Raw genomic sequence first — 24,403 nt, forward strand, 5'->3', positions numbered from 1 at the left:
CGCTAGTTCAGGTCCTCGGGGAGGCGCGGCACGGGGAGGAACGGGATTCCATCCTCGGCAAGGTCCTTCCCCTCGTCGGCGGTGGCCTCACCGTAGATGCCGCGCTGCTCAGCCTCGTTGAAATGGATCTTGCGCGCCTCTTCGGCGAACCGCCCCCCCACGTACTCCGTCTTGGCGTGGATCTCGTCGCGCAGCCTGCGGAGAAACCGATACTGCTGCTGCGTCGGCTGCGTGCGCGGCCCACTCGCCGGCACCGCCTCCGTCCGCTTGGCGACGGCGGGGGCCATAATGGCTTTGTCGACCGTGTGGCTGCCACAGTGCGGGCAGGCGACCTGGGCGCGGGCGCTCTGAGCCTCATAGGCAGCACCGCTCCGGAACCAGGCTTCGAACTCGTGGCCCTCGTGGCAAACGAGGCTGAACTTGATCATGGCTTGACCTTTGTGGCGGCCTTTCCGTCCGCCTCGACTACGAACTCCCGGTCGTGCCGCAAGGACGGCACGCGCGAGCGGACATCCTCAATCATGGCCAACTCTAGGTCAGCGAAAATGACTGACGGATGAATGCCCCCTTCCGCCAGAATATGGCCCCAGGGCGACACGACGAGGCTGTGACCGAACGTCTCGCGGCCGTGCTCGTGCAATCCTCCCTGCGCGGCCGCGAGCACATAGCACTGCGCCTCGATTGCGCGAGCGCGGAGCAGCGTGACCCAGTGCGCTTCGCCGGTCAGGCGCGTAAAAGCCGCCGGGACAGCAAGAAACGACGCGCCGGCTTGGGCGAGCGCGCGATAGAGATAAGGAAACCGCAGGTCGTAGCAGATCGAGAAGCCGAGGCTTCCCCACGGTAGCGGAGCGACAACGGCGCGTGCGCCCGGATCGTAGCTGGCGCTCTCGCGGTAAACCTCGCCGTTCGGGAGATCGACGTCGAACATATGGATCTTGTCGTAGCGCGCCGTGATCTTCCCCGCGGGGGAGATCAGGAACGAGCGGTTGGCAAGCTTGGTGTCGCTCGCCTTCACCACCATCGAGCCAATGTGCAGCCAGATGGCCAGGTCGCTCGCGAGGGCCGCAAACTGGTCGAGTGCGGAATTGGAGCTCTCGGGCTCGGCTACGGTGAACAGGCGCTCGCGATCGAGCTCCATCAGCGTCGTAACCTCGGGCGTCTGGACGTAGGCCGCTCCGCCGCTTGCGGCTTCCTTGATCAGCGCCGTGGCATCTGCGACGTTGCGTGCGATGTCGCGCCCCGAGCACATCTGGACGAGGCCGACACGCAATGTCTTCGGAAGCTCACCGGCCGGCATTGCGATCACGCACTCGCCGAAAGGAGCGGGTCCAGCTTGCCATTGCGCTCGAGACACATGAGGTCGTCGCAGCCGCCCACATGGCGTTCACCGATCCAAATCTGGGGCACGGTATTGCGCCCGCCTGCCTTGGATTTCATTTCGGCACGCAGAGCGGCCTTGCCGGTGACGTCCACCTCCTCGAAGAGCACGCACTTGGCGCGCAGAAGCTCCTTCGCCATGTGGCAATAGGGGCAAAGGATGGTGGTGTAGATCGTGACTTTGGCCATGTCCTTCCGGGTTCCTCGACGGCCGGCTTGAGCTTCTGCGGGAAATGTAGCCGCGTAATGCTGCGCTGCAAAGTCCGCTGCGCCTCATGTCACAATGATTTGCGGCATTTTTCCAGTATTTGGACCGTCTTTTCAGCCGGGAATCGGGGCTTGATCGGTGACAAGCGCCAGGGCCAGCACGTCGACACGCCCGGCGCCCGCGCGGATGAGCGCACGTGCACAGGCGCCGACCGTCGAGCCGGTGGTAATAACGTCATCGATGAGGAGGATATTGCGGCCCTTGGCGCGTGCCGCGAGACGCGTGGGAACAGCGAAAGCGCCTCTCACGTTGCGCTGGCGCTCTCCGCGGGACAATCCAACCTGGCTGGCGGTGGCGCGGGTCCGCTCCAGCAAAAGCGGCTCAAACGAAAGCTTCGCCAAGCGGGCCACCTCACGCGAGAGGATGGCCGACTGATTGAAACGGCGTGCCAGAAGGCGGCCGCGGGCGAGCGGCACGGGGACGACGACCTCACTGTCCACCAAAAGCTCGCGACCGGCCTCGACGAGCCATTTTCCGAGCAGCCGTCGCGCGTCCTGGCGGTCATGGAACTTCAACGCATGAACGAGCGTGCGCATGGATCCGGTGTGCGCCGCGACCGCGCGGGCGCGGGCGAATGGGGGCGGATCGGCTGCTGCCGCAGCCGATATCATGGTGCCACCCGTATCGAACGGAAGCGGCAGCCCCAAGCGATCACAGAGTGGCGGGCGAATAAAGTCGATATCGCGCCAACACCGGGCGCAAAGCGCGTCGTGCGCCTCGATCCGAGTCCGGCACACGAGGCAGACGGGCGGCATCACCATATCGGAGAGCGCACGAAGCGATCGGCGGAGGAGCCCCGGCTGCGGCCCACGCGCGCCCTCCGGGCCGCAATCTTCCTCCAGGCTCCATTCCGCCACACTCAATCTCCAGCGTCTGCTAGAATGGTCTTTCTAGCACGGGTTTCATTGGATCCTGAAAGGCTTCGCGTCCCCGGAATGTCGGCTCCCCACGCCATTTTCGATGTGGCCCTGCTCACGGCGCGGAGCAACCGGGCCGCGCCTGGCGCCGCGGCTCATGATTTTCTCCTGCGGCGCGTGGCGGACGATCTTTCGGAGCGCCTCGCCATCGTGCGGCGGGATTTTGCCGTTGCTGCCGATATCGGCGCGCGCCACGGCATCCTGACGCGACGGATCGGTGCGGCGCCCAACGTGGGACGCATCGTAGCCCTCGACCCGGCGGCGCGCCTGCTCGAAAAGGCGCCGGCGCCGCGCGTGGTCGCACATCTCGACGCATTGCCGCTCGCGCCCGAGTCCCTCGATCTCGCCGTATCCGGTCTTTCGCTGCACCTCGTCGACGATCTTCCGGGAGCGCTCATCCAAATCCGGCGCGCGTTGAAGCCGGACGGCCTGCTGCTCGCCGCGCTGCTCGGCGGGCGCACGCTGCAGGAGCTACGCGAAGCATGGCTTGCGGCAGAGGGCGAGATCGCGGACGGGGTGTCGCCGCGCGTGGCGCCGTTCGCGGACGTGCGCGATCTCGGTGGCCTTCTGCAGCGGGCGGGCTTTGCGCTGCCGGTGGTCGATTCCGATACCGTCCCCGTCGCCTACGCCGATCCGCTGGCGCTCATGCGCGACCTCAAGGGGATGGGCGCATCCAACATGCTGGCTGAGCGGCGGCGGGTGCCGGTGACGCGCAGGCTTCTGTTGCGGGCGGCAGAGATCTATGCCGAGCGCTTCGGGCGCCCGGACGGTCGCGTCGTGGCGACGTTCGAGATCCTGACGCTGACGGCCTGGGCGCCGCACGAGAGCCAGCCGCAACCCCTGAAGCCCGGCTCCGCCACGTCACGGCTTGCGGACGCCCTCGGCGTGCCGGAGCGGAAACTCTAGAGCCGGCGGACCATGAAGCGGGCGTCGGCGTCGTAGGTCAGCAGCTTGGCGGCGAGCTTGGGCTCCTCGGTCACCGCGAAGCCAAAGCGACTCCAGAACGGCACCGATTTGTTCACCGCGACCAGCGACACGTTGGAGACGCCCGTGGAGGCCGCATGTGCGATGATGGCTTCGACGATCGCCGAGCCGGCGCCGGTGCCGCGCGTCTCGGGGAGCAGGGCGATGTCGTGGATGTAGTAGGTCGTGGGCGGATCCGGCAGCGTCCCAAGCATGACGTTGAGGGCCGGCGGCTCAGCGTAGTGCCAAGGGTGGGTCACGGCATAGGCCATGGCCTTGCCGTCGGACTCGAGCGTCGCGCAACCGGCCGGATAGAGCCGAAAGCGCTCGACGAATACGGCGTCGTCCTCCGGATAGGCGAGATGAATGCGATCGGCGATGGCGCATACGGAGGGCAAATCCGCCGTCGTCATCTGACGCCAGGCTCCTCGTCCCAACTCGACGTGCATCTCGACCTCCCTCGCTCTCGCGCAGCATGCTCGGCCCCGGATGGTGGGGTCAAGCCCGGACCCGACATTGGGGAGCTGCAAACAGGCGTTCGATGTGAGCGTCTACCCGAGCAAATCGCGCAGCCAGGGAATGAGCGGCGCATCGGCTGGGGGCATCGGATAGTCAGCGAGCCGCTTGGCACGCACCCAGGCTATCTCCTGGCCTTCCCGGGGCTCCGCCTCGCCCTCCCAGTTGCGGCAAAGAAACAGCGGCATGAGAAGGTGGAAATCCTTGTAGGAATGACTGGCGAACGTGAACGGCGCCAGGCAGGTCTCACACACTTCTATCCCAAGCTCCTCCTTGAGCTCCCGGCGCAGCGCGGCCTCGGGCGTCTCACCGGCATCGACCTTGCCGCCGGGAAACTCCCACAGGCCGGCCAGCGATTTGCCCTCGGGCCGCCTGGAAATGAGAACGCGATTGTCACGATCGACGAGCGCGGCGGCGACCACCAGCAGGATCGGCTTAGTCATGAGGTGATTTGGACCTTGTGTGGGCGACGCTGGCCTCTATAGAGGGGCCATGCAGACAGGAAACGTGGGATCGGCGCTTCTTGCGCTCGGACACTATGCGCCCGAGCGGCGCGTGACAAACGCTGAAATCGAAGCGCGACTGGGTGTGGAGCCGGGCTGGACGCTCAAGCGGACCGGCATTGCGGAACGCCGCTTCGCAGCACCCGACGAGGCGCTCTCGGATCTCGCGGTCAAGGCTGGCGAGATGGCGCTGGCCAAGTCCGGACTCGACCGCGCTTCGCTCGGTCTCGTCGTGCTCGCGACATCGACTCCGGACCATCTGCTGCCACCGACCGCACCACTGGTCGCACACCGCCTCGGTGCTGGAAGCGCCGGCGCCATCGACATGGCGGGGGCGTGCGGCGGCTTTCTCTATGCCTTGAGCTTTGCCGACGGCTTCGTGCGGCAGAACCAAGCGCCAGCGCTCGTGATCGCGGCCAACATTCTTTCGCGACGGCTCAACCTCGACGATCCGGTGAGCGCCGTGCTGTTCGGAGACGGCGCGGGGGCGGCGCTGCTCGTGCCCTCGGAACGGCAGACGGCCGGCGTGCGCGGGCTGCATCTCGCGTCGGAGGGTGCCGCGTACGACCTGATCCAGATTCCGGCCGGCGGCAGCCGCAGACCGTTTGTCGATGGCCTCGGCCCCGATGCCGCGCTGATGCACATCAGCGATGGACGCGCCGTATTCACGCGCGCGGTGAAGATCATGACAGACGCGTCGAACAAAGCGCTGGCGCGGGCCGGTCTCTCCATCGACGACATCGACTTCTTCGTGCCGCATCAGGCGAACGCGCGCATCATCGGCGCGGCGCAGCGGCAGCTTGGCGTGCCGGACGAGAAGTTGCTGTCCTCGGTCGCGCTCTATGCCAACAGCTCGGCGGCGACGATCCCGCTTACGCTGTCGCTCGCGGCCGAGCAGACGCCGCTCAGGACCGGCCAGCGGATCTTGATGTCGGCGGCCGGCGCGGGTCTCACCGGCGGCGCGGTGGTGTTCGAAGTTTAGGTTCTTCTATGAGACCGATGATTCACGCTTTGGACTGATAGGGTCCAAAGCGATCATGGTCTAGTTGCTGGCGACGGGGCGCGGAGCCGACGGCTTGGCCGGAAGCAGCGACGGCATCGGGTTCTCGCGTGCGTGTCCGGCGAGATCTTCGAGCAGGATTTCGAGCAGCGGTGCCGCGACATCCGCCGCGTGGACCTTGGTGGCCCAGGGCTCGGAGCCGGATCCCGTGCCGACCAGCACCACATAAGAATAAGCGGCTCCGTTCGAGAACTGCAGGCCGCCCGTCGTCCAGACATCGACGGTGGCGTTTGGGTCGGCCGTCACTTGCGTTCCGGTCTTGGCGAAGTGCAGGCGCACGCCCTTGCGGCGCGCCGCGCACCACGGCGCGAGCGACTTCAGCGTGCCAACCGACGCGCCGTGGGCGGTGTAGCAGAGCGGCGCCGACAGGAGGACCCTGAGCAGCGGGACGGCGTGGCGGCGGATGAGCCGGTTGGGGATGATCGGCGCGCGCGGATCCGTATTTCCGGCGAGAAGACTTTCGATGCCCGTGAAGTCGTAGCGCTTGACGAGCGTCGGCTCGCGCACCGGGGTGGCGCCTCGACCGAGCATTGCGGCCAGGATGACGGCCGACATATGGTGCACCTTGCGCGGGGCGCCCGAGATCTGTCCGAGCACGGCGGCCGTCGACGGCGGCGTGTCGTGGCCGAAGGCATCCCGCGGTGGCATGGTGAAGCCGAAGCCGTCGATGAGCGCCCGTACGCGGACTTGGCCCGCGCGTGCGGCGCGGTTGAGGAGCGGGGCGTTGAGGGAGCAGGCGAAGGTGACGATCGCCCGGCGGCCGTAGCGGCCGTGTCCCTTGGCGCAGGTGTCGAGGCCGCGATCCGGGGCTTCCGTGTCCAAATAGAGAGATGCCGCGTTGTCGCGGCCGCTGTTGGCGATGGCAATGGCTGCGATCATCTTGCCGGTGGAGGCGATCATGCGCGGGTCGCGCGCGGGGTCGTAGCGGCCTGTCGCGGAATCGCGGGCCACGTGGGCGCCAAAGTAGGGCGCGGTCTCGCCGGCCTCGTAGTAGCGCACGATTTCGCCTTTGGCATCGGCGGCGACAACGGTGACGGTGGGCAGCTTCCTGTCGGGACCGGCCTTGGCGGGGTCCAGCGTAAAGCCAGGCGCAAGCTTGGCGTGGACGGCGGCATCGATCCTGGCGAGCCCGGCCTTGATCCTTTCGTGAAAGGCAAGGTTGGCCGCGGCATCGATGGTGGTCGTTACACCGCGCACATGCTCGCGCCAGCCGAAGCCGTAGATCTCTTTCATTTCCTCGCGCAGGCCGAAGCGCGCCGACGGCATCAGCGCGTTGGCGCGTGCGACCGGATTGGCTTCGGCACGCTTGGCTTCACCGGGCGCGTAGAGGTCGAGAGCCGCCTGCAGCTTCGGCTTGACCTTGGGATCGGGCGGACCGCTCGCCATCTCGATCAGCTCGAACAGGACCTGCTTCTTCAGATCCTCATCCGGGATCAACGCCTCGGCACAAACGCGGGCGCGCACCTCGACGATGAAGCGCCAGCGATCGAGGCGGACCGCGTTCAGGCGGGCGTCACCCGGCAGCAGGATGATCGGCTTGTTGACGGCGGAGGCCAGAACGAACTGCTCGGCGACGGAAAGTGAACTCGTGTCCTTGCCAAACACGACCCGACTCGTGACCTCGATGCCGTGCAACGGCTGCCCGCCGGTTCGCTGCGCAAGCCAGAGGTGGTTCGCGGCCCATTGCTGCAACGGGGTGAAATCCCCGCCGTGGGTCAGCTCGTGCTGGACGACGGGGGCCAGCCACCATTCGGAGAACTTGCGCGAGAGTTTGGTTGCAGCCCCCTCGCCGCTGTGGGGCGGCGTATTGTAGATCACGCGCACGAGCTGCATGGAGAGCGTCGAGCCGCCGACGCCGAGGCTCGGCCGTCTAAGCGCGATCGAGCGCATCAGCGAGGAGTACGGGATCTTCAGCACGCCCGGCAAGTCGATGCCGAAAGGATTGCGCCAGGTGCCGAGATAGCGATCCTCGTGGTGGACGAGGCATTGCCAGTAGTAGGGCGGGACCGCGCGTACGGGGATCGACTTGTGGTCGGGGTTGGCCGTGTAGTCGCCGACGTCGATGGCGGCGTCCGTGTAGTTGACGTCGCGCTGGCTGTCGAGGCGGGCATCGAAGGTGCCGACGAAGCCGCCGCCGCGATCATAGATGGCGGTCGCAAGCCAGCGCTCTGCGTCGTAGCGGATCTTTTCGCCGAGGAGATAGTGACCCGCGATCCCGCGCAGGGGAGCCACGATGTAGACCAGCAGAATTGCAAAGACGAGATAGGCGGTCGCGGCCATTGCCACGTAGCGGAGCGGGTCGAGGCGCGGATTGAATGCGATCCATTCGCCGAACAGGCTCACGATCCGCATCGGAACAGCGATGAGGATCTCACGCGCACGGGCGAGAAGGCGAAACAGGAACAGCATCGCGTGACAGAGGGCAAAGAGGTGGCCAAGCCCGGCGGCGGCCCCTCTTTGGTAAGGGCGCTTTATGGCGGAAGCTCGGGGGAAATTGGGCGCTGCGAAAACGGCACCCCTTGCGGGCGCCGGCGCAGCGCGGCCGACATCAAAAGAAACAATTCCAGCGGCGATCCAAAAATCAGGAGATTTTGGATGCCGACGCTTCACGTGCGCTCAAGCGCGACCGCAGACGCTCCGGATCAGTCCGAAGCCGACACGACCACGATCCCCGAGACCGCCGCGTGGCGGACGCTTACATGGTGTTGAGCAGGACGAATAGACCCACTCCGACAGCCGGACCCAATAAGGTGGCCACCACCAACATCAAAAATGATCTACCAAGCATAACACGACAAACCCCGCACACTACGCACCCACCCGCGAGGCCGCCCACTCCTCACCGGTGTCTTCCGTTTGTCTCGCGGAGACCCCTCACCCACGAAACGGGGATATAATACAATAGGGAATAAATTCCCTCTATGGGTCTTTCCAATTTTTGCCACATTCTTATTCGCGAAAGCGAGGCGCCGTTGCTGCAATGCGATAACCCTCGTCAAATAGGCATTCTTTCCTTCGCTATTTCAAATTCTTCAGCTCGTGGATCAAACCAAAGTTTCGCGTCCTGAATTGGGCGCTGCGCCGTTTGCGCTCGGCGCGACCGCGTTTTTTGTTGCCGTTTGGACACAGGCCTGGCGCCGAAGCGGCCATCAGCCGCGACGGGCTGTGGACGTCCTCAGGGCGTCGAAAAGGCGGAGCTGGCGCTCGTCCTGGCCCTTGGTCTCGTGCGCGAGCTGCTCGATGCGGTCGAAGGGCACCTGCTCGGCCTCGATCAACGAGCGCTGCGCCTTCATGCTTCGGACAAGACCTTCCTGGACGAGATGGAACTCGCCGACGGTCTGGCCCGGAAGCACGGCGGCGGGGTCGAGCCCGCTCTCGCTCTGGAATGCGGCCTTGAGCTTCCGCAGCGCGGTGTCCTCTCGCACGCGGCCGATGAACCAGCTCGTGATCTGATCGCGGCTCTTGTAGTCGAGGTCGCCCGGCGACTGGGTCGCCAGCATGAGGCCCAAGCCCGCGGATCGCGCTCGCTTCAAGAGGCTCTGCAGCGGCTCGGCGGTCGCCGGCTTGGCGTTGGCCGGGATGTAAAGGTCCGCCTCGTCGAACATGACGACGGCTTGCAGCTCGTCGTTGGGGTTCCTCTGGCAGAAGCGAAGCGCCTCCGACAGGAACTGCGAGACCCAGAACAGGATGTTCTCGTTGTCGCCGAGGAAGCCCGTGTAGATGATCGACAGTCGCGTGCGGCCGTCGCGCGCGAAGGGACCGATGCCGAGCAGGCTGTCCATGCGCAGGCTTTCGCCGCCGCCTTCGAAGAGCGCGGCGTTGCGGTGGCGGAGGCTGTCGAGCTGAGCGACAAGATCGCGGCGGATCTTGCCCGAGGGATCCATGCGCTGCGTGAGATCGGTCAGCTCCGCATCCTCGTCCTCGAGCAGGTGGATGAGGTCTCCCAGCGTGACCTCGCGGCTGTGGCGCGAGCCCAGGATGCGGAGCGCAACCGAGAGCGTGCCGGACTGCTTCTGGTGGGTCGCCGAGTTCTTCAGATGCAGCATGTCGCCGAGAGCGGCGGCCGACAGGTTGGCGAGCAACTGCTGCTCGTGATCGGGCAGCTCGTTGATGCCGTTCGGGAGCAGCGTGATCGAGATCGGGCGGCCGGACGAGCGGCCGGGCGTGTAGACGGCCACGTCGATGGCGTCGGCCAGCTTCTCGCGCTCGCCGCGCCGCTCCGTGTATTCGTCGTCGTTGGCGCGCCAGACGTCGGGGTTGGCGTAGCTGCAGAGGTCACCCTTGCGGTCGATGAGGACGGCCGGGATGCCCTTGAGCAGAAGCTGCTCGATGAGACACAACGCGAGCGTCGTCTTACCGGAGCCCGAGCCGCCAAGCACCGCGGCGTGCCGTTTCAACACGTTCATGTTGAGCGTGACGGGCTTGCCGCCGCGTCCGTTCTCGCGGCCGGCGAGGATGCTCGTCCCGACGCTTCCCGTCTCGTCCAGGAGGACGGAGAGCGGCAGCTCGTCGTCGTTGGCCGGCAGCGGCTCGGCCGCGCCGCTGTCCAAGGACCAGGGCGGCGGCAGCGCCGGATCCTGAGCGCGCAGCTCGGCTGCGGCGTGCGTTGTTGCGGCCGCCTCGGGGGTGGCTTCGGTCTCGCGTACGGCGCGCGGCAGCGCGCGGCCGAGCAGATCGAGGCGCAGGACGCTGATGATGGATATGATGTTGGAGAGCAGCTTGGCGTCCTCGAACCAGGCTTGGAAACCCGGGTCGTTGCGGTAGTGAGCGTGGAACTCGCGCACCATCATCATGCGCTCCCACTCGGGGATCGGGATCGTGAACAGGCGGCCGCCGCCCTCGCGGAATTTGCGGAAGGCCTGTGCGGTTTGGTTTTTCTTGTTGGGCGGGTAATCGCTGGCGCGCAGCATGACGCAGCTCTTGCCGGCGGTCATCGGCAGCACCTTGTCGAGCTGACGCTTCAGGCCGCCACCCTGAGTCGGGCGGTTGCACAGAAAGACGCGAAGCTCGCTCATGTGGCCGGACTTGTGGTTGACCCTGAGATCCAGGCCCGGAACCTCGTCGGACACCTCGAGGCCGCCGACATTGAGCTTGATGGTGCCGCCCCATTCCTCCTTGGCGAGGGACAGCGCGGACGCGAACACGTCCATGAGCTCGTTCTCGTCCGAGGGGATCTCGGCTTCCGATGCGCTCTGGAAGCGCTCCCAGGCGTCGCGGTAGTCGACGGACGGCGAAAGCGGGCGCGCGGTGTCGCCGCCGCCATCCGCTCCGCCGAAGATGCCACCAAGGACGGACGCGAGAGTCGACGTCCATGACCCCTGATCGCCGGCAGGCTCATCGCCCTCTTCCGGCGCAGTCTTGTCGCGCAGGCGGCTCTGGGCGTGCTCCAGGAGGCGGCGCGTGGACAAGCCGCCGAACTCCTCGAAGAAGTCAGGGCCGAAGAACTTGCCGGGGTCGGGGAAGCCGAGGCCGCCGCCCTGCTCGGCGATATGGCCCAGGCGCTTGGCGATGATCAGGCGCGCCTCCTCGGGCGTGCGCGTCTCGTGCAGCGCCACGGGGCCCGACTTCTCGATGCGGTCAACGTACGACTGGGCGAGAACGCCGCGCACCTGGCCGTAGAAGTCCTCAAGGCACGAGATGATGATGATGGCGTTGGGCAGCCGGTTGGCAATCTGGATCAGATCGCGTGTCGCCCTCTGGAAGCGCTCCTCGGCGTCGTCGAAGAAGCGCAGATCCTCGACCTGGTCGATGGAGAACACCAGCGCCGCGCGGTCGACGGTCCACATCAGCGTGCCGAGGGCGGTGATGATCTCGAAGGCGCGATCCTCGCCGGTGTTGGGATCGAGCGCCGCCACCGCCTGATGGGCGAGCGCCGTCAACTGGCGACCGAACAGGTACTGGCGGACGCGCTGGTCGATGCGCGGGTCTTTGCGCTCGAGGTAAAGAAGAGCGCGGACGATGTTGATGTCGAGCTCGAGGTCGCGGAACTTGGGAGCCGCAACGACGCCGTCGGCGAGGCGCAGGATCAGACTCGCCAGCTCCTCGTCGGCGAGCGAGCCGTCGCGCAGCTCCTTCAAGTCGGCCTTGGACAGCACGTCGGGATCGCCGACCAGGCGTTCGGTCAGCCGGGCCAGGGCGCTTTCGCCGTCATTGTCCGGATCGTAGGACTTCTCCAGAGAATGGACGAGGCGGCGCAGATAGTAGTCGGCGTAGTTGGCGACATCGGGCGTCATCTGGGCGTAGCCGAAATAGGCCTTACCCTCGCGATGCGCCGTCGTGCGGAGTGCGCGCAAGAGGTGCGTCTTGCCGGCGCCGGACTGCCCGTGGAACAAGAGGATGCGCGACTGCGTCGCCGCGCCGCCGCGCCCGCCCGTCACCTGGGACAGGAGATCGGCGAACTTGCGGCGCGCCTTCACATGCACCTCGGGAACATCGACGGGATCGGCCCGCCAGATGTCGTCCTCCCAGGTGATGCTGTGCTCAAAAGCCTGGGACAGCTTGTCCGCGGCTCCGGCCTCGACGACGACGTCCTCGTGCATGCGTCAACAGTCTCCAACGCAAATATTCGGAATAAGCGGGCGTGCTACTCGTCCACCCGCACGAAATGCCAAACGGTATTCTTGTAGGGAACGGCGGAGCTTTCGATGTCCGCCATGCTCTTCTTGTCCTTGAGATCGGCGTTGGCCAGCACGAGCGCGCCCAAGCGATGCGCCTCGGCCAACATGCATTTGAACTCGATCTCGGAAACCTGCCACGACGGCTGGCCGGCGCGAATTGCCTCCCAGACATGAGAGATGAATGCCTTGCGGCTGCCGGCCCACCCCTCGGCGCGGGTGGCGGCCGCGCTCTTCACGGCGCGCGCGAACTCCGCGAGATCCGGGCGAAGGGATTTCGGCGGGCTCGCGGCGGTCGGCGCCTGATCGTTAGCCGCCGGCTGCAACTGCACGGGCGTGGCGACGCGTACCGGCATCACTGCCGGTGCTTCAGTCTCGGCTGGCGTGCCTTCCGAGGCTTCGAGCGCGCGTGCGCCAAGGCCGCGCAGAATCCCGGTGCGGAGTGCTTCCAGCGTCGAGTCGGCGGCGCCCGCGCATTCGCTGGCAAGCTCCGAGACGAGCTTGGCGTCGGTCGCGAATGCGCGCGGGTTCTGGGAAAGCTGTCCGGCGAGCAAGCGGCCGGCTTTGGCGGAGAGCGCCGAGCCTTTGCCGAACCCGGCCTTGATGCGGTTGCCGAAGGCGCGCTCCAGCGCCACCACGGCGAGCTGGGCGCGAAGCTTTGTCGGCGGCGCGTTCTTCTTCACCGAAAGCCCGAACGCTTTCTGGACGATCAACGTGCGCAGGCCCTCGACGCGGGCCAGCGGTTTGAGGCGGGCCGCCGTCTCTTTCTCGAGGCCCAGTCCCTTGGCAATGAGGGCGACGTCGCGCAGCTCCGGCCAAGGCCTTGGCTCCCAGGACTTCAGGCCGAGATAACGGGCCGTGGCGGATGCGCCGGTGTCCGTGGGGGCAAGACGGCTCTTGGTCTCGACCGCGAGACCACCGGCAATAAGAAGGCCGATCTCCTTCTCGGCGAGACGGCGCCAGTCGGCGGGAGACAATTTATGCGTGAAGAGCGGGGCGAGATCCGTCGCGACCTCGGCGCGAGTCGCGCCGCCGGCTGCCGCCACACGGACGAGGATCAGGTGGCCGGTGGCCGAAGCGCCTTTGCGCCGCGGCCCGGCAAGGGGTGCACCGCTGCCAAGCGCCGACATTTCGCACGTCTCCTTCTCTGGGCTGAAGATGACGAGAGGCCGTACGCGCGAATCACCGGCTCGATTCAGGGAGAATGAGTCAGAATGTCTTGAGATCCAAGGGATTCGGGAGCACGGGTCGCTCATTTTTTGCCGAGTTGCATGCACTCCCGATCCGATCGCCCGTCCGCTCCGCCGATTGCCCCAATGGCGACATGTTCGTTAGCAAAAGTTATCAAGGGCTTCGGGGGAAGCACGATGGTGGAGGGCGCAAGATTGATGGCGCAACTCATGCCGAAGTGTCTGGGGAGACAACAAGTTCGCCTTTCCCTCGCAGCGAATCGCTCGAGTTGACGCCGTCTTAGTCTTAACGACGAGTTAACTCCTACCTGCGATGTTGACTCACAGTTACCGCGCGTAAACAGCGGGAGTTACGGGAATGTACCGCGTTGCCCTTTCAATCGTTCTGGCGGCCACGCTCGGTCTGGGCGCTTGCAGCCTCAACACGAGCTCCGTTTCCTCGGGCTTCAACGAGCTAGGAGACACGGCGTCGGTCAGCCCGTCCGGCGGATCCAGCTTCGGCAACGCGACCGGATCGATCGATCGCAGCTCCCGCTCATCACTCAACGGCACGCGCGTTGCGGCACTCGCGCCCGACAAAGCTCCCAAGGGTTCCTTCGAGAAGGCGCCGCCCGGCGCGCTCTCCGACCGCGACTACTCGCATACCGCGCTCGACGCAGAGAGAGCGCGCGACCTGATCAATCAATACCGCTCGGAAAAGGGGCTCAAGCCGCTGAGGCTCAATGCGTCACTCACCGAAGCCGCGAAAGAGCATAGCCGCGATCTCGCAAAGTGGGACCGCATCTCGCACTACGGCTCCGACGGGTCCAATCCGTGGGACCGCGTCAAACGCACGGGCTACAAGCCGCGCGTTGCGGCGGAGAATGTCGGCACCGGGCAGGCCTCGTTCGACGAGGTGCTGAAAGGCTGGAAGGAAAGCCCCGGGCACAACAAAAACCTGCTGCTTTCCGACGGTCGCGAGATGGGCCTCGCTCTGGTTCAGGATCCGAAGACGGAGTTCAAGTCGTTCTGGACCCTGGTCATCGGGACGGCAATGTAGCCGTCACTTCCTCACGCTTTCCGTCTCTTTCACCGCCGCTTCGGTGGCGGGCTCGTCTTTCAGCGTGAACTGCAAGAGCACCGTGCGCTGCAGGAAGCGGTTGAAATTATCGTCCGACATCACCGTGACGACCGTCTCGCCATCCTCACCGCGAGAGACGGCGAGCGCTTCGAGATTGTCGATCTCCGCTGACGCGTTATCGGCCGCGAGGAGGACTTCTCCCTTGGCCGTGCCGGCGGGCGCGATGCTGTCCGCTTCGAGCAGGCGCAAGCGAACCTTCAACCCTTCCGTCCACCGGAAGCGGCGCTCGACGATGAGCACGCTTCCGTCGGCGAGGCTCGCGGCGTCGGTGATGCTGAAGCCGCCGATGTCCGGGACCGTGAAGCCCTTCGGTTTGCCGGAGATCCAGATCCAGCCGCGATGCACTTTCTCGCCACGCGGCGGGTTCTCGGCGAAGGCGATCAGCGCGCCCTTGTGGGGGCCGCCGGCGAGGACCGTCAGCGCCTCGATGCCGTCCATGCGCATGCGCGCAGCTTCCTTGGGCATATCCATGTAGGACGACGGCCTGCCAAGGCCGTCCTCGTCCAATTGGAAGACACCGATCCGGTCGGCCTGCTCGAACGCGATGTAGGCCGTGCCCGTGGCAGGGGTTCCGGATGCCAGTGTGATGGCTTCAGCGTCGCGCTCGCGCGGCTTGGCGAGCGGGGCGCCCTTCAAATTCCTGAGCGCGCCGATGCGCGCCGAGACGATGCCTTTCGGGCGCCTCCCGTCGTAGGCAAGCTCGCCGGTCATCCAGATACCGGAATCCGAGACGGCGACGAGGCTCTTGCCGTCGGGGCCCAGCGCGAGGCCCGACCAACCGCCGAAGTGCGTCGAGGGCGAACTCAGCTCCAGTCCCCCGCGCCATTGCAAACGCGGGCTCACGGTCGGCCCGGCACCGCTTTTGGCAAAGCTCTCGATGGCGTGCGCGCGCACCTCGATTTGCTGCGTCTCGATGCCGGCCGTATCGGGCTTCACCTGCGCCGACGCGGCGCCGACAGTCGCAAGGACCGCGACCGCAGCACCGATGGACGAGCAAGCTCGCATGCGAAGGTCCCCTCTCATTCGATGGCTTGCGTCAGTGGAGGCGGCGGCCCTGGGGCGCGCGCTTCGGCAGCACCTTGGGCGCTTCCTCGAACAGCTCGACGAGCTTGTCCGTCATGGCGCCGGCAAGCTCGCTCGGGTCCGAAATGGTGACGGCGCGGGCGTAGTAGCGCGTCACGTCGTGGCCGATGCCGATGGCGATCAGCTCCACGGGCGAGCGGGTCTCGATCTCCTCGATGACCTTGCGCAGATGCTGCTCGAGGTAGCTGCCGGAGTTCACGGAGAGCGTCGAATCGTCGACGGGGGCGCCGTCCGAGATCATCATCAGGATGCGGCGCTGCTCGGGGCGAGCCATCAACCGCGCGTGAGCCCAGGCCAAGGCCTCGCCGTCGATGTTCTCCTTCAAGAGGCCTTCGCGCATCATGAGCGCGAGCGAGCGCTTGGCGCGGCGCCAGGGCGCGTCCGCCGTCTTGTAGATGATGTGGCGCAGGTCGTTGAGACGGCCGGGGGCCGCCGGCTTGCCGGCCGCGAGCCAATCCTCGCGCGACTGGCCGCCCTTCCAGGCGCGGGTGGTGAAGCCCAGGATCTCGACCTTTACTCCGCATCGCTCCAACGTACGCGCAAGGATATCGGCACAGCAGGCCGCCACCATGATCGGCCGGCCGCGCATCGATCCCGAATTGTCGAGCAACAATGTGACGACCGTATCGCGAAAATCGGTATCGCGCTCGCGCTTGAAGGAGAGCGGGTGCATGGGATCGGTAACGATGCGCGTCAGGCGCGCCGCGTCGAGAGCGCCCTCCTCGAGATCGAAGTCCCAGGCGCGGTTCTGCTGGGCCAGCAGGCGGCGCTGCAAGCGGTTGGCTAAGCGCGCGACGACGCTCGCGAGCGCCTTCAACTCCTTGTCGAGGAAGGTCCTGAGGCGCTCGAGCTCCTCCGGATTGGAGATGTCCTCCGCCGCGACCTCCTCATCGTGGGAGCGCGTGTAAACCTTGTAGCCGAAGGGCTCTGGGTTATCGAGAACCGAGGTGTTGGGACGCCAGGGCTCGGAGGTTTCGATGCCTTCCGGCTCTTCGCTATCGGCGTCGAGCTCGTCGCGGTCCGGCGAGTCGGCCTGCTCCTGCGCCTCGCCGGCGTCGCCTTCGCCCTTCTCCTGCTCGCGTTCCTCCTCGCCGCCTTCGCCGCCTTCATCCTCGCTCTCGGCCTCGGCCTCGCCCGTATCCGGCTTGCTTTCGGCATCCTCCTCGATCTCGTCCGCCTGCCCTTCGGCGAGATCGTCCGCGAGCTCCAGCGCCTTCAAAAGATCACGCACGAGGCGGCCAAAGCCTTCCTGGTCTTCCGCCAGGCCGTGCATGCGGCGAAACACGCCTTCGGCGCGCTCCTCGATATGCGGCCGCCAGAGGTCGACAAGGGCGCGCGCCGCCTCGGGCGGCGCACGCCCGGTCAGACGCTCGCGCACGAGAAGCGCAAGCGCACTCCCGAGCGGGGCGTCGTTGCGGTCGGAAACGCGCTCGAAGCGGCCGTGCCCGTACTCGTCCTCGCACTTGGCAGTGAGATTGTCGGCCATTCCGCTCATGCGGTTGGCGCCCAGGGCCTCGACGCGGGCGCGCTCCATGGCCTCGAATACCTCGCGCGCGGGGCCGGCGGGGGGCGCGAGGCGGCGGTGCACGCCTTCGTCATGGCAGGCCGCGGTCAGCGCGAGGCTGTCGGCCCAGCCGCGCAGAACGGCGATCTCCGCCTTGGTCGGAACGCGCGACGGCTCGGCGAGACGAATGTGCTTGCCGTCGAGCGCAGGCTTGGTGGGTCCGTAACTGACCTCGACCTCCGGATCGCCGGCGATTGCGCGGACGGCAAGCCCCAAGACGCGCTTCAGCGGCTCGGAGGGCGTCTCTCGGCGTTTCGGATTCTGGCTCATCGCGGACCGTGGAAATGCTCGTGGCGAACGAGGCGCTGCCACTGCCGGTCTTCGACCAGCTCTCGCGCTTCGAGATTGCCCTGGCGAATCTTGAGGAGACCGAGGGCAATGCCGAGGGCGGCACCGGCCGCGGCGCCGATGGCGGTCGTCATGGATTCCGGCGTACCGGGTGCGGCGATGTTCCAGAGAATTGCGAGCACGACAGAGCCGAACGCCGCGCCGACAAAGGCCAGCAGAAGACAGAACAAAACCGCGCCGCGAGCGCCCGTATATCCGGCGGCGGCCAGTGCATCCCGATATTCTCGGTCGTCATCCATGACCGGAAGGCTCGCTGAGCTCATGGCAGATCCGCGGCGCGACGTCAGCCGAGCGCGACATTGGCAGCGCTCTCCGGCAGCTCCTCGCCGAAGGAGCGTTGGTAGAACTCGGCGACCAACGGCCGCTCCAACTCATCGCACTTGTTCAGGAACGTCAGGCGGAACGCGAAGCCCACGTCGCCGAAGATCTCGGCGTTCTCGGCCCAGGTCATCACGGTGCGCGGGCTCATGACCGTCGAGAGATCGCCGTTGATGAAGGACTGGCGCGTCAGATCGGCGACGCGCACCATGGCGGAGACCGCTTTGCGCTTCGCTTCAGACTTGTTCCAGCCCTTGACTTTCGACAGTACGATCTTGGCCTCGTCGTCGTGCGGCAGGTAGTTCAACGTGGCGACGATCGACCAACGGTCCATCTGACCCTGGTTGATCTGCTGCGTACCGTGATAGAGGCCGGACGTGTCGCCAAGGCCAATGGTGTTGGTGGTCGCGAACAGACGGAATGCCTGATGCGGACGGATGACCTTCGACTGATCGAGCAGGGTCAGCTTGCCCGAGACCTCGAGCACGCGCTGGATGACGAACATCACGTCGGGGCGGCCGGCGTCGTACTCGTCGAAGACGAGGGCGGTGTTGGACTGCAGCGCGTAAGGGAGAATCCCCTCGCGGAACTCCGTCACCTGCTTGTCGTCCTTGAGGACGATCGCATCCTTGCCGACGAGGTCGATGCGCGAGACGTGACTGTCGAGGTTGACGCGAATGCACGGCCAGTTGAGGCGCGCCGCGACCTGCTCGATGTGCGTCGACTTGCCGGTGCCGTGGTAGCCCTGGATCATCACGCGGCGGTTGAACTTGAAGCCGGCGAGGATGGCGAGCGTTACGTCGCGGTTAAAGAGATAGTCCGGATCGAGATCAGGAACATGCTCGTCCGCCTTCGAGTAGGCGGGAACCTCGAGATCGGAATCGATGCCGAACACCTGACGGACCGAAAGCTTCATATCCGGGAGGCCGGGAATCGGGGGCGTGGTCGTGCCGTTGGAAGATTGCGCGCGCATTGAGACCTGTTTTCGGGCAAGGGGAACGCGTCCGAGAGCATCCCGGCCGGGCTCGCGGTTCGCGTCTTTTGCAACACCGCCTGTTCGGCGAGCTTTGCCTGCACCCAGCCAGGCCCGCGTGGGGCCAGCGACTGCGGCTCAGACGAGACCCGCTTTCTTAAGATAGTTATAGGCTTGGATAATTTCGCGCAACGTGTCCTCGGAGCGCGTATCGCCGCCGTTCGAATCCGGGTGGTGACGCTTCACCAACTCCTTGAAGCGCGCCTTGATTTCGGTCTTGGAGGCGGATTCCGGGAGGTGAAGCGCCTCGAGCGATTTTTTCTCGATCGGCTTCAGGACGCGCCGGCTGACGACGGGCTCCTCCCGCGCCTGGCGCGCACGCTCCGCAAAGAGGCCGTGCGGGTCATGGGGGCGGAAGCCCGCCCCGCCCGTGGCCCCTGAAACGCGGGCGTTGGTGCCGTGAGCCCACGAGTTGGCGCCGACCTTCCAGGTCGGCCGGTGGCCGGTCATGGCGTCCTTCTGGAAGTCGGTCACCTCGTTGTCGCTCATGCCGTCGAAATAGTTGTAGGCGGCGTTGTACTCGCGCACGTGATCGACGCAAAACGCGAAGTACTCGCCATCGCGGCCGCGGCCTTTGGGCGCGCGGTGAGGCGCGGGGCGGCCGCACCCTTTCCATTGGCAAGAAGGATGTTTCTGCTCAGCAGTCTTGTCGGCCTCGCGTTTAGGCGCGACCCGGATCGAATCGAAGTATTTGGAGTTGAGCTTCATGACCTAGATTATGGTCTGCCGGTTGTTGCCAGACAAGACGAACTGTTCTGCCGACAACCACGCAGCGATGTGATATAATGCCCGGAGATCACCATATGTCGGCCGAGAAGCGCTTGCGTGAAAAGCTCATGGTTGCGCTCGAGCCGACGCGGCTCGATATCGTCAACGAGAGCGAGTTGCACGCGGGACATCGCTCGTCGCCGGGCACCGGTGAAAGCCATTTTCGCATCCTGATCGTTTCAGCAATGTTTACGGGCGTCTCGCGCGTGGGCCGTCACCGCATGGTGAACGATGTCATCGCCGACGAGCTCAAGGGCGGCGGCATTCATGCGCTTGCGCTCTCGACCTATGCGCCCGGCGAAGCTGTGGGATAGCCGGCGAGCGGCTCACTGCGCAGCTTGGCTTCGAACTCCGCGAACGAGACGCCGCCCGGGTTGCGGCGGTGGAAGTAGACCTGTTGCGCCAGCCAGCGCATGGGCGGTACCGCGAGCGCCGCATCGATGGTCCAATTGGGCGGGGCCAGATCCAACCCGAAGCGCATGAGCTTCTTCGCCCCGAACGCCGGCACATCAGCCGCCATGGCCCGCGCGGGCGGCGGACCCAGGTCCTGGAGATGATCCGAGATCACTTGCGCAGCTCGCCGGCCCAGCTCGAAAGCGAGCTTGATGCCGCCACCGGTTGCAGGCGAAACCTGTCCAGCCGCGTCGCCGACGAGCATCACGCCCTCCGCCGACCACGGATGCACAAGACCGCCGGCCGGGATGCGGCCGGACCGTCTCTCGACGGGCCGCGCGTTCGAATATCCGAATATGGACTCCGTGGCGGCCAGGAAGGCCTTGAGGTCGGGACGGCGCCCGGGCCCAACGGCCAGGCCCGCCTGCGAGACCACGGGTCCCGGTGCGACCCAGCCCAGGTAGCCGGGCGCGAGCTTCGAATCGAGGAAACAATGCAGAAAGCGCGGGTCGGCGCCGGCGAGGCCTTCGAACTCGACTTCGAGGCCGGTCAGAAACTTGCGATTGGTGCCGAGTCCGAAGGCGCGCGCGACTGCGGAGCGGGCACCGTCGGCGCCGAGAATGTAGCGCGCGGCGATGTTGAGACCGCGGAAGCGGAACACGCCGTCGACGCGGTCGGCTCCCTCGAAGCGGGCCCGGTAAAGGATTTTGGCGCCGGCACGCATGGCCTCGGCGGCCAGCCAGCGCAGGACGTTGGCGGTGTCCGTGGTCAGGAAGAAGTAGCCGGGTGCGAAGAGATCGATGTGGCGGCGGCTCGGCGCGTAGAGGCGCACGCCGTGGACGCGGCGCGTCAAGGTGTGAGGGATGTCGATCTCCTCGGCGGCCTCCTTGACGAGAATGCCGGTGGTGGCGACGCGATGGCCCGCCTCAGGCTTGGCCTCGAGCACGGCGACATCGAGCCCGCGCATGGCGGCGGTGCGGGCGGCGACGAGACCAGCAAACGACGCGCCGACGATGACGAGATCGTAGGGACGGACGGACTGAGGCATGCAGAGCTCCACAACGCGATCGCGCGACGTGGAGTGTGGCGCTCGATTATGGCGGCGTCGGGGGCCGGATGCGGCTATCGCGTGTCGCTCTCGCGGACGGCGGGCTGCGGCGGCTGCGTGCGATCCGACGGGTCCTGACTGTCGAGGCGCTTGATGCGAACGGCTGCAATCTTGTTGCGGCTGCGGCGCAGGATCTCGATGCGATAGCCATAAAATGTGAACACTTGGCCGGGCTCGGGGATCATCTGCGCCTCGTGGACGACGAGACCGGCGATGGTGGTGGCCTCCTCCTCCGGCAGGTTCCAATCCATGTGGCGGTTGAGGTCGCGGATCGGCACGGTGCCGTCGACGTTGATGGTGCCGTCCGCCTGCGGGCGGATGTAAAGCTCGGCACTGTCATGCTCGTCCGTGATCTGGCCGACGATCTCCTCCAGGATGTCCTCGAGCGTGATCAGGCCCTGCACCTCGCCGTACTCGTCAACCACCATGGCCATCTGCGCCTTGCGCTTCAGGAATTGCGCGAGCTGATCCTTGAGCGTCGTCGTATCGGGCACGAACCAGGGCGTGGCGGCGATGCTCATGACGTCGAGTTTGCTCACGTCCCAGTTGGCGGCAGCCAGCGCGCCGAGCAGATCCTTGGTGTTCAAGAGGCCGACGATGTTCTCCGGCTCGTCCTTCCAGATGGGGACGCGCGTGTACTGGGAGCGCAGGACCTCGTCGATAATATCCTGGGGGCTGTCTGCGACATCGAAGGTCTCCATCTTGGTGCGATGGATCATGATGTCCGCGACCTGAAGCTCGACCAGATCCAGAACGCCACCCAGCATGTTGGCGTCGTGGCGCGCGACCGCTCCACCTTTGGTCTGCAGATCGATGGCGCCGCGGATCTCGTCGCGGGCGGCGAGAATGTTCGCATCGTCGTCCTTGGTGGACGGCGTAAAGGAGAGGAGCCAGCGGACGACGAACTCGATGGCACGCGTGGCGGGGCCGAGGACGACGATGAGCACGCGCATCAGGGGCGCAACGAAGAGGGCGACGCGCTCGGAGTAGGCCAAGGCGTAGGTCTTCGGCAGCACGGCCGCGAAAATGACGATCAAGATGGTGACGATGGCGGTGGCGTAGATGACGCCAACTTCGCCGACGAGACGGATGGCGAGGGCGGAGGCAAGGCCGGCGGCCAGCACATCGACCAGCGTGTTGCCGATCAGCACGGCTCCGATCAACTTCTCGGGCGAAGCCAGAAGTCGGTTGACGAGCCTTGCCCTCGGATTGCCGTCCTGATCCAGGGCGTGGATGCGCGCGCGGGATGCCGCCGTGAGGCCGGTCTCGCTCATATTGAAGAACGCGCTCATGGCGATCAGCACGACGATCGCCACGATCAAAAGTCCAATTTCCAAAGACATGGGCCTACCGAAGCGGGGGTTGCGTCCCTGCTTTATAAGCCGCCCTCGGCATTATTCGAAGCGCGTTACCGGGCCGCGCCCCCAAGCGGGATGTGAACGATCAGGACGCGGCGATCTCGCGGGCGAGGAAATCGCGCACGGCCGGCTCGTCGATGTCGCGCGATATGAAGGCTTCGCCGATCCCGCGGACGAGGATGAAAGTGAGGCGTCCGTCGCGGACCTTCTTGTCCTGCCCCATGAGTCGGACCAGCTCGCCAGCGTCAGCCTTACCGCCCGGGATGTCGGACAGCCGCGTCGGCAGGCCCGCCGCCGTCAAGTGCCGCGTCACGCGTTCGGCCGTGCCCGGCGGACACAGGCCGAGGCTCTCCGAAAAGCGGAAGGCGAGGCACATGCCAATGGCAACGCCTTCGCCATGCAGGAGGCGATCCGAATAGCCGGTCCAGGCTTCCAGCGCGTGGCCGAAGGTATGTCCGAGATTGAGGAGCGCGCGATCGCCAGTCTCGTGCTCGTCGCGCGCGACAATGGCGGCCTTGGCCTTGACGCTGGTCTCAAGGGCCGTCACCAGCGTCTCTCGATCAAACGAGAAAATGCCGTCGTACGCCTGCTCGAGCCAGCCGAAGAAGCCCGCGTCGCCGAGGAGGCCGTACTTGGCGACCTCGGCGTAACCGGCACGCATCTCGCGCGGCGGGAGCGTCTTCAGGACATCGGTGTCGGCGATCACGAGCGCCGGCTGATGAAAGACGCCGATCAGGTTCTTGCCCTGGGGCGTGTTGATGCCGGTCTTGCCACCGACGGAGCTGTCGACCTGGGCCAAGAGCGTGGTCGGGATCTGCACGAAGCGCACACCGCGCCGCAGGATGCCAGCCGCAAACCCGGCAAGGTCGCCAATGACGCCGCCGCCGAAAGCCACCACCAGATCGCCGCGCTCGAGGCCCAGCTCCAGGAGGCGCTCGCACAGAGGCCCCAGCTCGCGGAAACTCTTGGTCGGCTCGCCAGCCGGCAGCACGATGGATCCCTTGTGGCGCCCCTCCGCCTTGAGGCTCGCCTCCAGCGCCGCGAGATGATGCCGTGCCACGTTCTCATCCGTTACGACGCCGCAGCGGGCCTTGCCCAGGCGGCCGGCTACCAAGCGCCCGGCTTCGGACAGCAGATCAGGGCCGATCAGCACATCGTACGAGCGCCCGCCCAGCGGAACAGGCACCGTGCGGGCGGCGCGGGTGGTGGCGGCCATGGAATGGGCTAGGGTCGGCATGTCATTAATCTTCTGCTGCCAGTGCTCGTTTTCAAGTCGTCACGCGTATCAGATCGAGGTCGTTTGCGCCAACGCAGGGTGCCGGGCGAGCGCGGCAATGATTTCGGCGACGATGCTATCGTGCGGGATGTCGCGGCTTTCGACGGTGAGATCGGCTTCGGCGTAAATGGGATAACGGGCCGCCATCAGGTCTCTCATGACCTGCTCCGGATCGCCGTTCTTGAGCAGCGGGCGGGAATCCCGCTTGCCGACGCGCCGCATGAGCACCGGCAACTCGGCCCTGAGCCATATGGAAATCCCGGCCTCGCGGATCTTCTGTCGCGTCTCGGCCGTGATGAACGCGCCACCTCCGGTCGCCAGCACCTGAGGACCGTTGCCGAGCAGCCGCGCGATCACTTTCGCTTCGCGATCGCGGAAGAAAGCTTCGCCATGGTCGGCGAAGATCTCGCTGATGGATTTCTGCGCGACTCGCTCGATCTCCTCATCGGCATCGATGAACGGCAGGGCCAGTTTGGTGGACAGGCGCTTGCCGATCGAGGACTTCCCGCAGCCCATCAGGCCGACCAGCACCAGCGGGCGCTGTCCCAGCGCGCGGCGCACCTTGTCGACGATGTCCTTGTCCTGCTCCATGGTCTCGATCGAATTCATCCTACGGGCCGCCCGTT

At 66.0% G+C, this 24,403-nt stretch carries 22 protein-coding genes and 1 pseudogene; 4 read left to right on the plus strand and 19 right to left on the minus strand.

Annotated elements, in window-relative coordinates; all coding sequences use genetic code 11:
• Positions 1 to 2: 2 nt before the first annotated feature.
• The 5 genes and pseudogenes from QZV93_RS02555 to QZV93_RS02575 form a co-directional block, all read right to left on the minus strand.
• Positions 3 to 428, minus strand: a complete 426-nt coding sequence (locus QZV93_RS02555; RefSeq protein ID WP_295555703.1) for a DUF1178 family protein — start codon at positions 426 to 428, stop codon at positions 3 to 5.
• Positions 425 to 1,297 (minus strand): carbon-nitrogen hydrolase family protein, encoded by an 873-nt coding sequence (locus tag QZV93_RS02560; RefSeq protein ID WP_295555897.1) that lies wholly within the window; start codon positions 1,295 to 1,297, stop codon positions 425 to 427. Before QZV93_RS02560 ends, QZV93_RS02555 begins: the two co-directional genes overlap by 4 nt.
• Before the next feature lie 5 nt (positions 1,298 to 1,302).
• Positions 1,303 to 1,566 (minus strand): glutaredoxin 3, encoded by a 264-nt coding sequence (gene grxC / locus QZV93_RS02565; protein WP_295555705.1) that lies wholly within the window; start codon positions 1,564 to 1,566, stop codon positions 1,303 to 1,305.
• A gap of 132 nt (positions 1,567 to 1,698) precedes the next feature.
• On the minus strand, positions 1,699 to 2,256 hold the full coding sequence (locus QZV93_RS02570; RefSeq protein ID WP_295555905.1) for a ComF family protein: 558 nt from the start codon (positions 2,254 to 2,256) through the stop codon (positions 1,699 to 1,701).
• 30 nt (positions 2,257 to 2,286) lie between these two features.
• Positions 2,287 to 2,406, minus strand: a pseudogene (locus QZV93_RS02575) (double zinc ribbon domain-containing protein); the annotation flags it as partial.
• A gap of 174 nt (positions 2,407 to 2,580) precedes the next feature.
• On the opposite strand from QZV93_RS02575, the gene QZV93_RS02580 reads away from it, so the two are divergent.
• Positions 2,581 to 3,468: a methyltransferase domain-containing protein gene (locus QZV93_RS02580; RefSeq protein WP_295555707.1), complete on the plus strand. Its 888-nt coding sequence runs from the start codon at positions 2,581 to 2,583 to the stop codon at positions 3,466 to 3,468.
• Here QZV93_RS02580 and QZV93_RS02585 read toward each other — a convergent pair.
• Both QZV93_RS02585 and mutT read right to left on the minus strand, forming a co-directional pair.
• The gene (locus QZV93_RS02585) at positions 3,465 to 3,974 is read right to left on the minus strand and encodes a GNAT family N-acetyltransferase (protein ID WP_295555709.1); all 510 of its coding nucleotides are present in this window, start codon (positions 3,972 to 3,974) and stop codon (positions 3,465 to 3,467) included. The genes QZV93_RS02580 and QZV93_RS02585 overlap by 4 nt on opposite strands.
• A gap of 102 nt (positions 3,975 to 4,076) precedes the next feature.
• Entirely contained in the window at positions 4,077 to 4,484 is a 408-nt protein-coding gene (gene mutT, locus QZV93_RS02590) for an 8-oxo-dGTP diphosphatase MutT (RefSeq protein WP_295555711.1), read from the minus strand.
• 49 nt (positions 4,485 to 4,533) lie between these two features.
• On the opposite strand from mutT, the gene QZV93_RS02595 reads away from it, so the two are divergent.
• Positions 4,534 to 5,526, plus strand: a complete 993-nt coding sequence (locus tag QZV93_RS02595; protein WP_295555713.1) for a beta-ketoacyl-ACP synthase III — start codon at positions 4,534 to 4,536, stop codon at positions 5,524 to 5,526.
• 60 nt (positions 5,527 to 5,586) lie between these two features.
• On the opposite strand, the gene QZV93_RS02600 is transcribed toward QZV93_RS02595, so the two are convergent.
• The 3 genes from QZV93_RS02600 to QZV93_RS02610 form a co-directional block, all read right to left on the minus strand.
• Positions 5,587 to 8,013 (minus strand): transglycosylase domain-containing protein, encoded by a 2,427-nt coding sequence (locus QZV93_RS02600; RefSeq protein ID WP_295555715.1) that lies wholly within the window; start codon positions 8,011 to 8,013, stop codon positions 5,587 to 5,589.
• A 740-nt stretch (positions 8,014 to 8,753) separates the two neighbouring features.
• A complete protein-coding gene (locus QZV93_RS02605; RefSeq protein WP_295555716.1) occupies positions 8,754 to 12,143 on the minus strand; it encodes a helicase HerA-like domain-containing protein in 3,390 nt (1,129 codons plus the stop codon).
• Between the two features lie 44 nt (positions 12,144 to 12,187).
• Positions 12,188 to 13,348, minus strand: coding sequence for a hypothetical protein (locus QZV93_RS02610; protein WP_295555718.1), 1,161 nt, complete (start codon positions 13,346 to 13,348; stop codon positions 12,188 to 12,190).
• Between the two features lie 418 nt (positions 13,349 to 13,766).
• Between QZV93_RS02610 and QZV93_RS02615 the strand changes: the two genes are divergently transcribed.
• Positions 13,767 to 14,447 carry a CAP domain-containing protein gene (locus tag QZV93_RS02615; protein ID WP_295555719.1) on the plus strand — a complete coding sequence of 227 codons (681 nt, stop codon included), beginning with the start codon at positions 13,767 to 13,769 and terminating at the stop codon, positions 14,445 to 14,447.
• Positions 14,448 to 14,450: 3 nt separating this feature from the next.
• Here the strand turns inward: QZV93_RS02615 and QZV93_RS02620 are convergent, their stop codons facing one another.
• The 5 genes from QZV93_RS02620 to QZV93_RS02640 form a co-directional block, all read right to left on the minus strand.
• Entirely contained in the window at positions 14,451 to 15,533 is a 1,083-nt protein-coding gene (locus tag QZV93_RS02620; RefSeq protein WP_295555721.1) for an esterase-like activity of phytase family protein, read from the minus strand.
• Positions 15,534 to 15,564: 31 nt separating this feature from the next.
• Complete coding sequence (gene cobT, locus QZV93_RS02625; RefSeq protein WP_295555723.1) at positions 15,565 to 17,445, minus strand: cobaltochelatase subunit CobT; 1,881 nt, start codon at positions 17,443 to 17,445, stop codon at positions 15,565 to 15,567.
• Positions 17,442 to 17,786 carry a hypothetical protein gene (locus QZV93_RS02630; protein ID WP_295555724.1) on the minus strand — a complete coding sequence of 115 codons (345 nt, stop codon included), beginning with the start codon at positions 17,784 to 17,786 and terminating at the stop codon, positions 17,442 to 17,444. Before QZV93_RS02630 ends, cobT begins: the two co-directional genes overlap by 4 nt.
• Before the next feature lie 20 nt (positions 17,787 to 17,806).
• Positions 17,807 to 18,814: a cobaltochelatase subunit CobS gene (gene cobS, locus QZV93_RS02635; RefSeq protein ID WP_295555726.1), complete on the minus strand. Its 1,008-nt coding sequence runs from the start codon at positions 18,812 to 18,814 to the stop codon at positions 17,807 to 17,809.
• 138 nt (positions 18,815 to 18,952) lie between these two features.
• The gene (locus tag QZV93_RS02640) at positions 18,953 to 19,582 is read right to left on the minus strand and encodes a DnaJ domain-containing protein (protein WP_295555727.1); all 630 of its coding nucleotides are present in this window, start codon (positions 19,580 to 19,582) and stop codon (positions 18,953 to 18,955) included.
• 95 nt (positions 19,583 to 19,677) lie between these two features.
• Between QZV93_RS02640 and QZV93_RS02645 the strand changes: the two genes are divergently transcribed.
• Positions 19,678 to 19,956 carry a BolA family protein gene (locus QZV93_RS02645; protein ID WP_295555729.1) on the plus strand — a complete coding sequence of 93 codons (279 nt, stop codon included), beginning with the start codon at positions 19,678 to 19,680 and terminating at the stop codon, positions 19,954 to 19,956.
• On the opposite strand, the gene QZV93_RS02650 is transcribed toward QZV93_RS02645, so the two are convergent.
• The 4 genes from QZV93_RS02650 to QZV93_RS02665 all read right to left on the minus strand — a co-directional run bounded on the left by QZV93_RS02650 (position 19,929) and on the right by QZV93_RS02665 (position 24,386).
• Positions 19,929 to 21,083, minus strand: coding sequence for an NAD(P)/FAD-dependent oxidoreductase (locus tag QZV93_RS02650; protein ID WP_295555731.1), 1,155 nt, complete (start codon positions 21,081 to 21,083; stop codon positions 19,929 to 19,931). The genes QZV93_RS02645 and QZV93_RS02650 overlap by 28 nt on opposite strands.
• A 74-nt stretch (positions 21,084 to 21,157) precedes the next feature.
• A complete protein-coding gene (locus QZV93_RS02655; RefSeq protein WP_295555732.1) occupies positions 21,158 to 22,486 on the minus strand; it encodes an HlyC/CorC family transporter in 1,329 nt (442 codons plus the stop codon).
• 100 nt (positions 22,487 to 22,586) lie between these two features.
• Positions 22,587 to 23,738: a 3-dehydroquinate synthase gene (gene aroB, locus QZV93_RS02660; RefSeq protein ID WP_295555734.1), complete on the minus strand. Its 1,152-nt coding sequence runs from the start codon at positions 23,736 to 23,738 to the stop codon at positions 22,587 to 22,589.
• A gap of 48 nt (positions 23,739 to 23,786) precedes the next feature.
• Positions 23,787 to 24,386 (minus strand): shikimate kinase, encoded by a 600-nt coding sequence (locus tag QZV93_RS02665; protein WP_295555735.1) that lies wholly within the window; start codon positions 24,384 to 24,386, stop codon positions 23,787 to 23,789.
• Between the last annotated feature and the right edge of the window lie 17 nt (positions 24,387 to 24,403).

It is taken from the genome of uncultured Hyphomicrobium sp. (genome assembly GCF_902826555.1).
Taxonomy (GTDB): domain Bacteria; phylum Pseudomonadota; class Alphaproteobacteria; order Rhizobiales; family Hyphomicrobiaceae; genus Hyphomicrobium_C.

Coding starts and splice junctions, on each gene's coding strand:
- QZV93_RS02560 (WP_295555897.1), bottom strand. CDS start 1,297: ATGCCGGCCGGTGAGCTTCCGAAGACATTGCGTGTCGGCCTCGTCCAG.
- QZV93_RS02580 (WP_295555707.1), top strand. CDS start 2,581: ATGTCGGCTCCCCACGCCATTTTCGATGTGGCCCTGCTCACGGCGCGG.
- QZV93_RS02610 (WP_295555718.1), bottom strand. CDS start 13,348: ATGTCGGCGCTTGGCAGCGGTGCACCCCTTGCCGGGCCGCGGCGCAAA.
- QZV93_RS02665 (WP_295555735.1), bottom strand. CDS start 24,386: ATGAATTCGATCGAGACCATGGAGCAGGACAAGGACATCGTCGACAAG.
- QZV93_RS02585 (WP_295555709.1), bottom strand. CDS start 3,974: ATGCACGTCGAGTTGGGACGAGGAGCCTGGCGTCAGATGACGACGGCG.
- aroB (WP_295555734.1), bottom strand. CDS start 23,738: ATGCCGACCCTAGCCCATTCCATGGCCGCCACCACCCGCGCCGCCCGC.
- cobS (WP_295555726.1), bottom strand. CDS start 18,814: ATGCGCGCGCAATCTTCCAACGGCACGACCACGCCCCCGATTCCCGGC.
- QZV93_RS02600 (WP_295555715.1), bottom strand. CDS start 8,013: ATGCTGTTCCTGTTTCGCCTTCTCGCCCGTGCGCGTGAGATCCTCATC.
- QZV93_RS02630 (WP_295555724.1), bottom strand. CDS start 17,786: ATGAGCTCAGCGAGCCTTCCGGTCATGGATGACGACCGAGAATATCGG.
- QZV93_RS02570 (WP_295555905.1), bottom strand. CDS start 2,256: ATGATATCGGCTGCGGCAGCAGCCGATCCGCCCCCATTCGCCCGCGCC.
- QZV93_RS02655 (WP_295555732.1), bottom strand. CDS start 22,486: ATGTCTTTGGAAATTGGACTTTTGATCGTGGCGATCGTCGTGCTGATC.
- QZV93_RS02640 (WP_295555727.1), bottom strand. CDS start 19,582: ATGAAGCTCAACTCCAAATACTTCGATTCGATCCGGGTCGCGCCTAAA.
- QZV93_RS02650 (WP_295555731.1), bottom strand. CDS start 21,083: ATGCCTCAGTCCGTCCGTCCCTACGATCTCGTCATCGTCGGCGCGTCG.
- grxC (WP_295555705.1), bottom strand. CDS start 1,566: ATGGCCAAAGTCACGATCTACACCACCATCCTTTGCCCCTATTGCCAC.
- QZV93_RS02645 (WP_295555729.1), top strand. CDS start 19,678: ATGTCGGCCGAGAAGCGCTTGCGTGAAAAGCTCATGGTTGCGCTCGAG.
- cobT (WP_295555723.1), bottom strand. CDS start 17,445: ATGAGCCAGAATCCGAAACGCCGAGAGACGCCCTCCGAGCCGCTGAAG.
- QZV93_RS02620 (WP_295555721.1), bottom strand. CDS start 15,533: ATGCGAGCTTGCTCGTCCATCGGTGCTGCGGTCGCGGTCCTTGCGACT.
- QZV93_RS02605 (WP_295555716.1), bottom strand. CDS start 12,143: ATGCACGAGGACGTCGTCGTCGAGGCCGGAGCCGCGGACAAGCTGTCC.
- QZV93_RS02555 (WP_295555703.1), bottom strand. CDS start 428: ATGATCAAGTTCAGCCTCGTTTGCCACGAGGGCCACGAGTTCGAAGCC.
- QZV93_RS02595 (WP_295555713.1), top strand. CDS start 4,534: ATGCAGACAGGAAACGTGGGATCGGCGCTTCTTGCGCTCGGACACTAT.
- mutT (WP_295555711.1), bottom strand. CDS start 4,484: ATGACTAAGCCGATCCTGCTGGTGGTCGCCGCCGCGCTCGTCGATCGT.
- QZV93_RS02615 (WP_295555719.1), top strand. CDS start 13,767: ATGTACCGCGTTGCCCTTTCAATCGTTCTGGCGGCCACGCTCGGTCTG.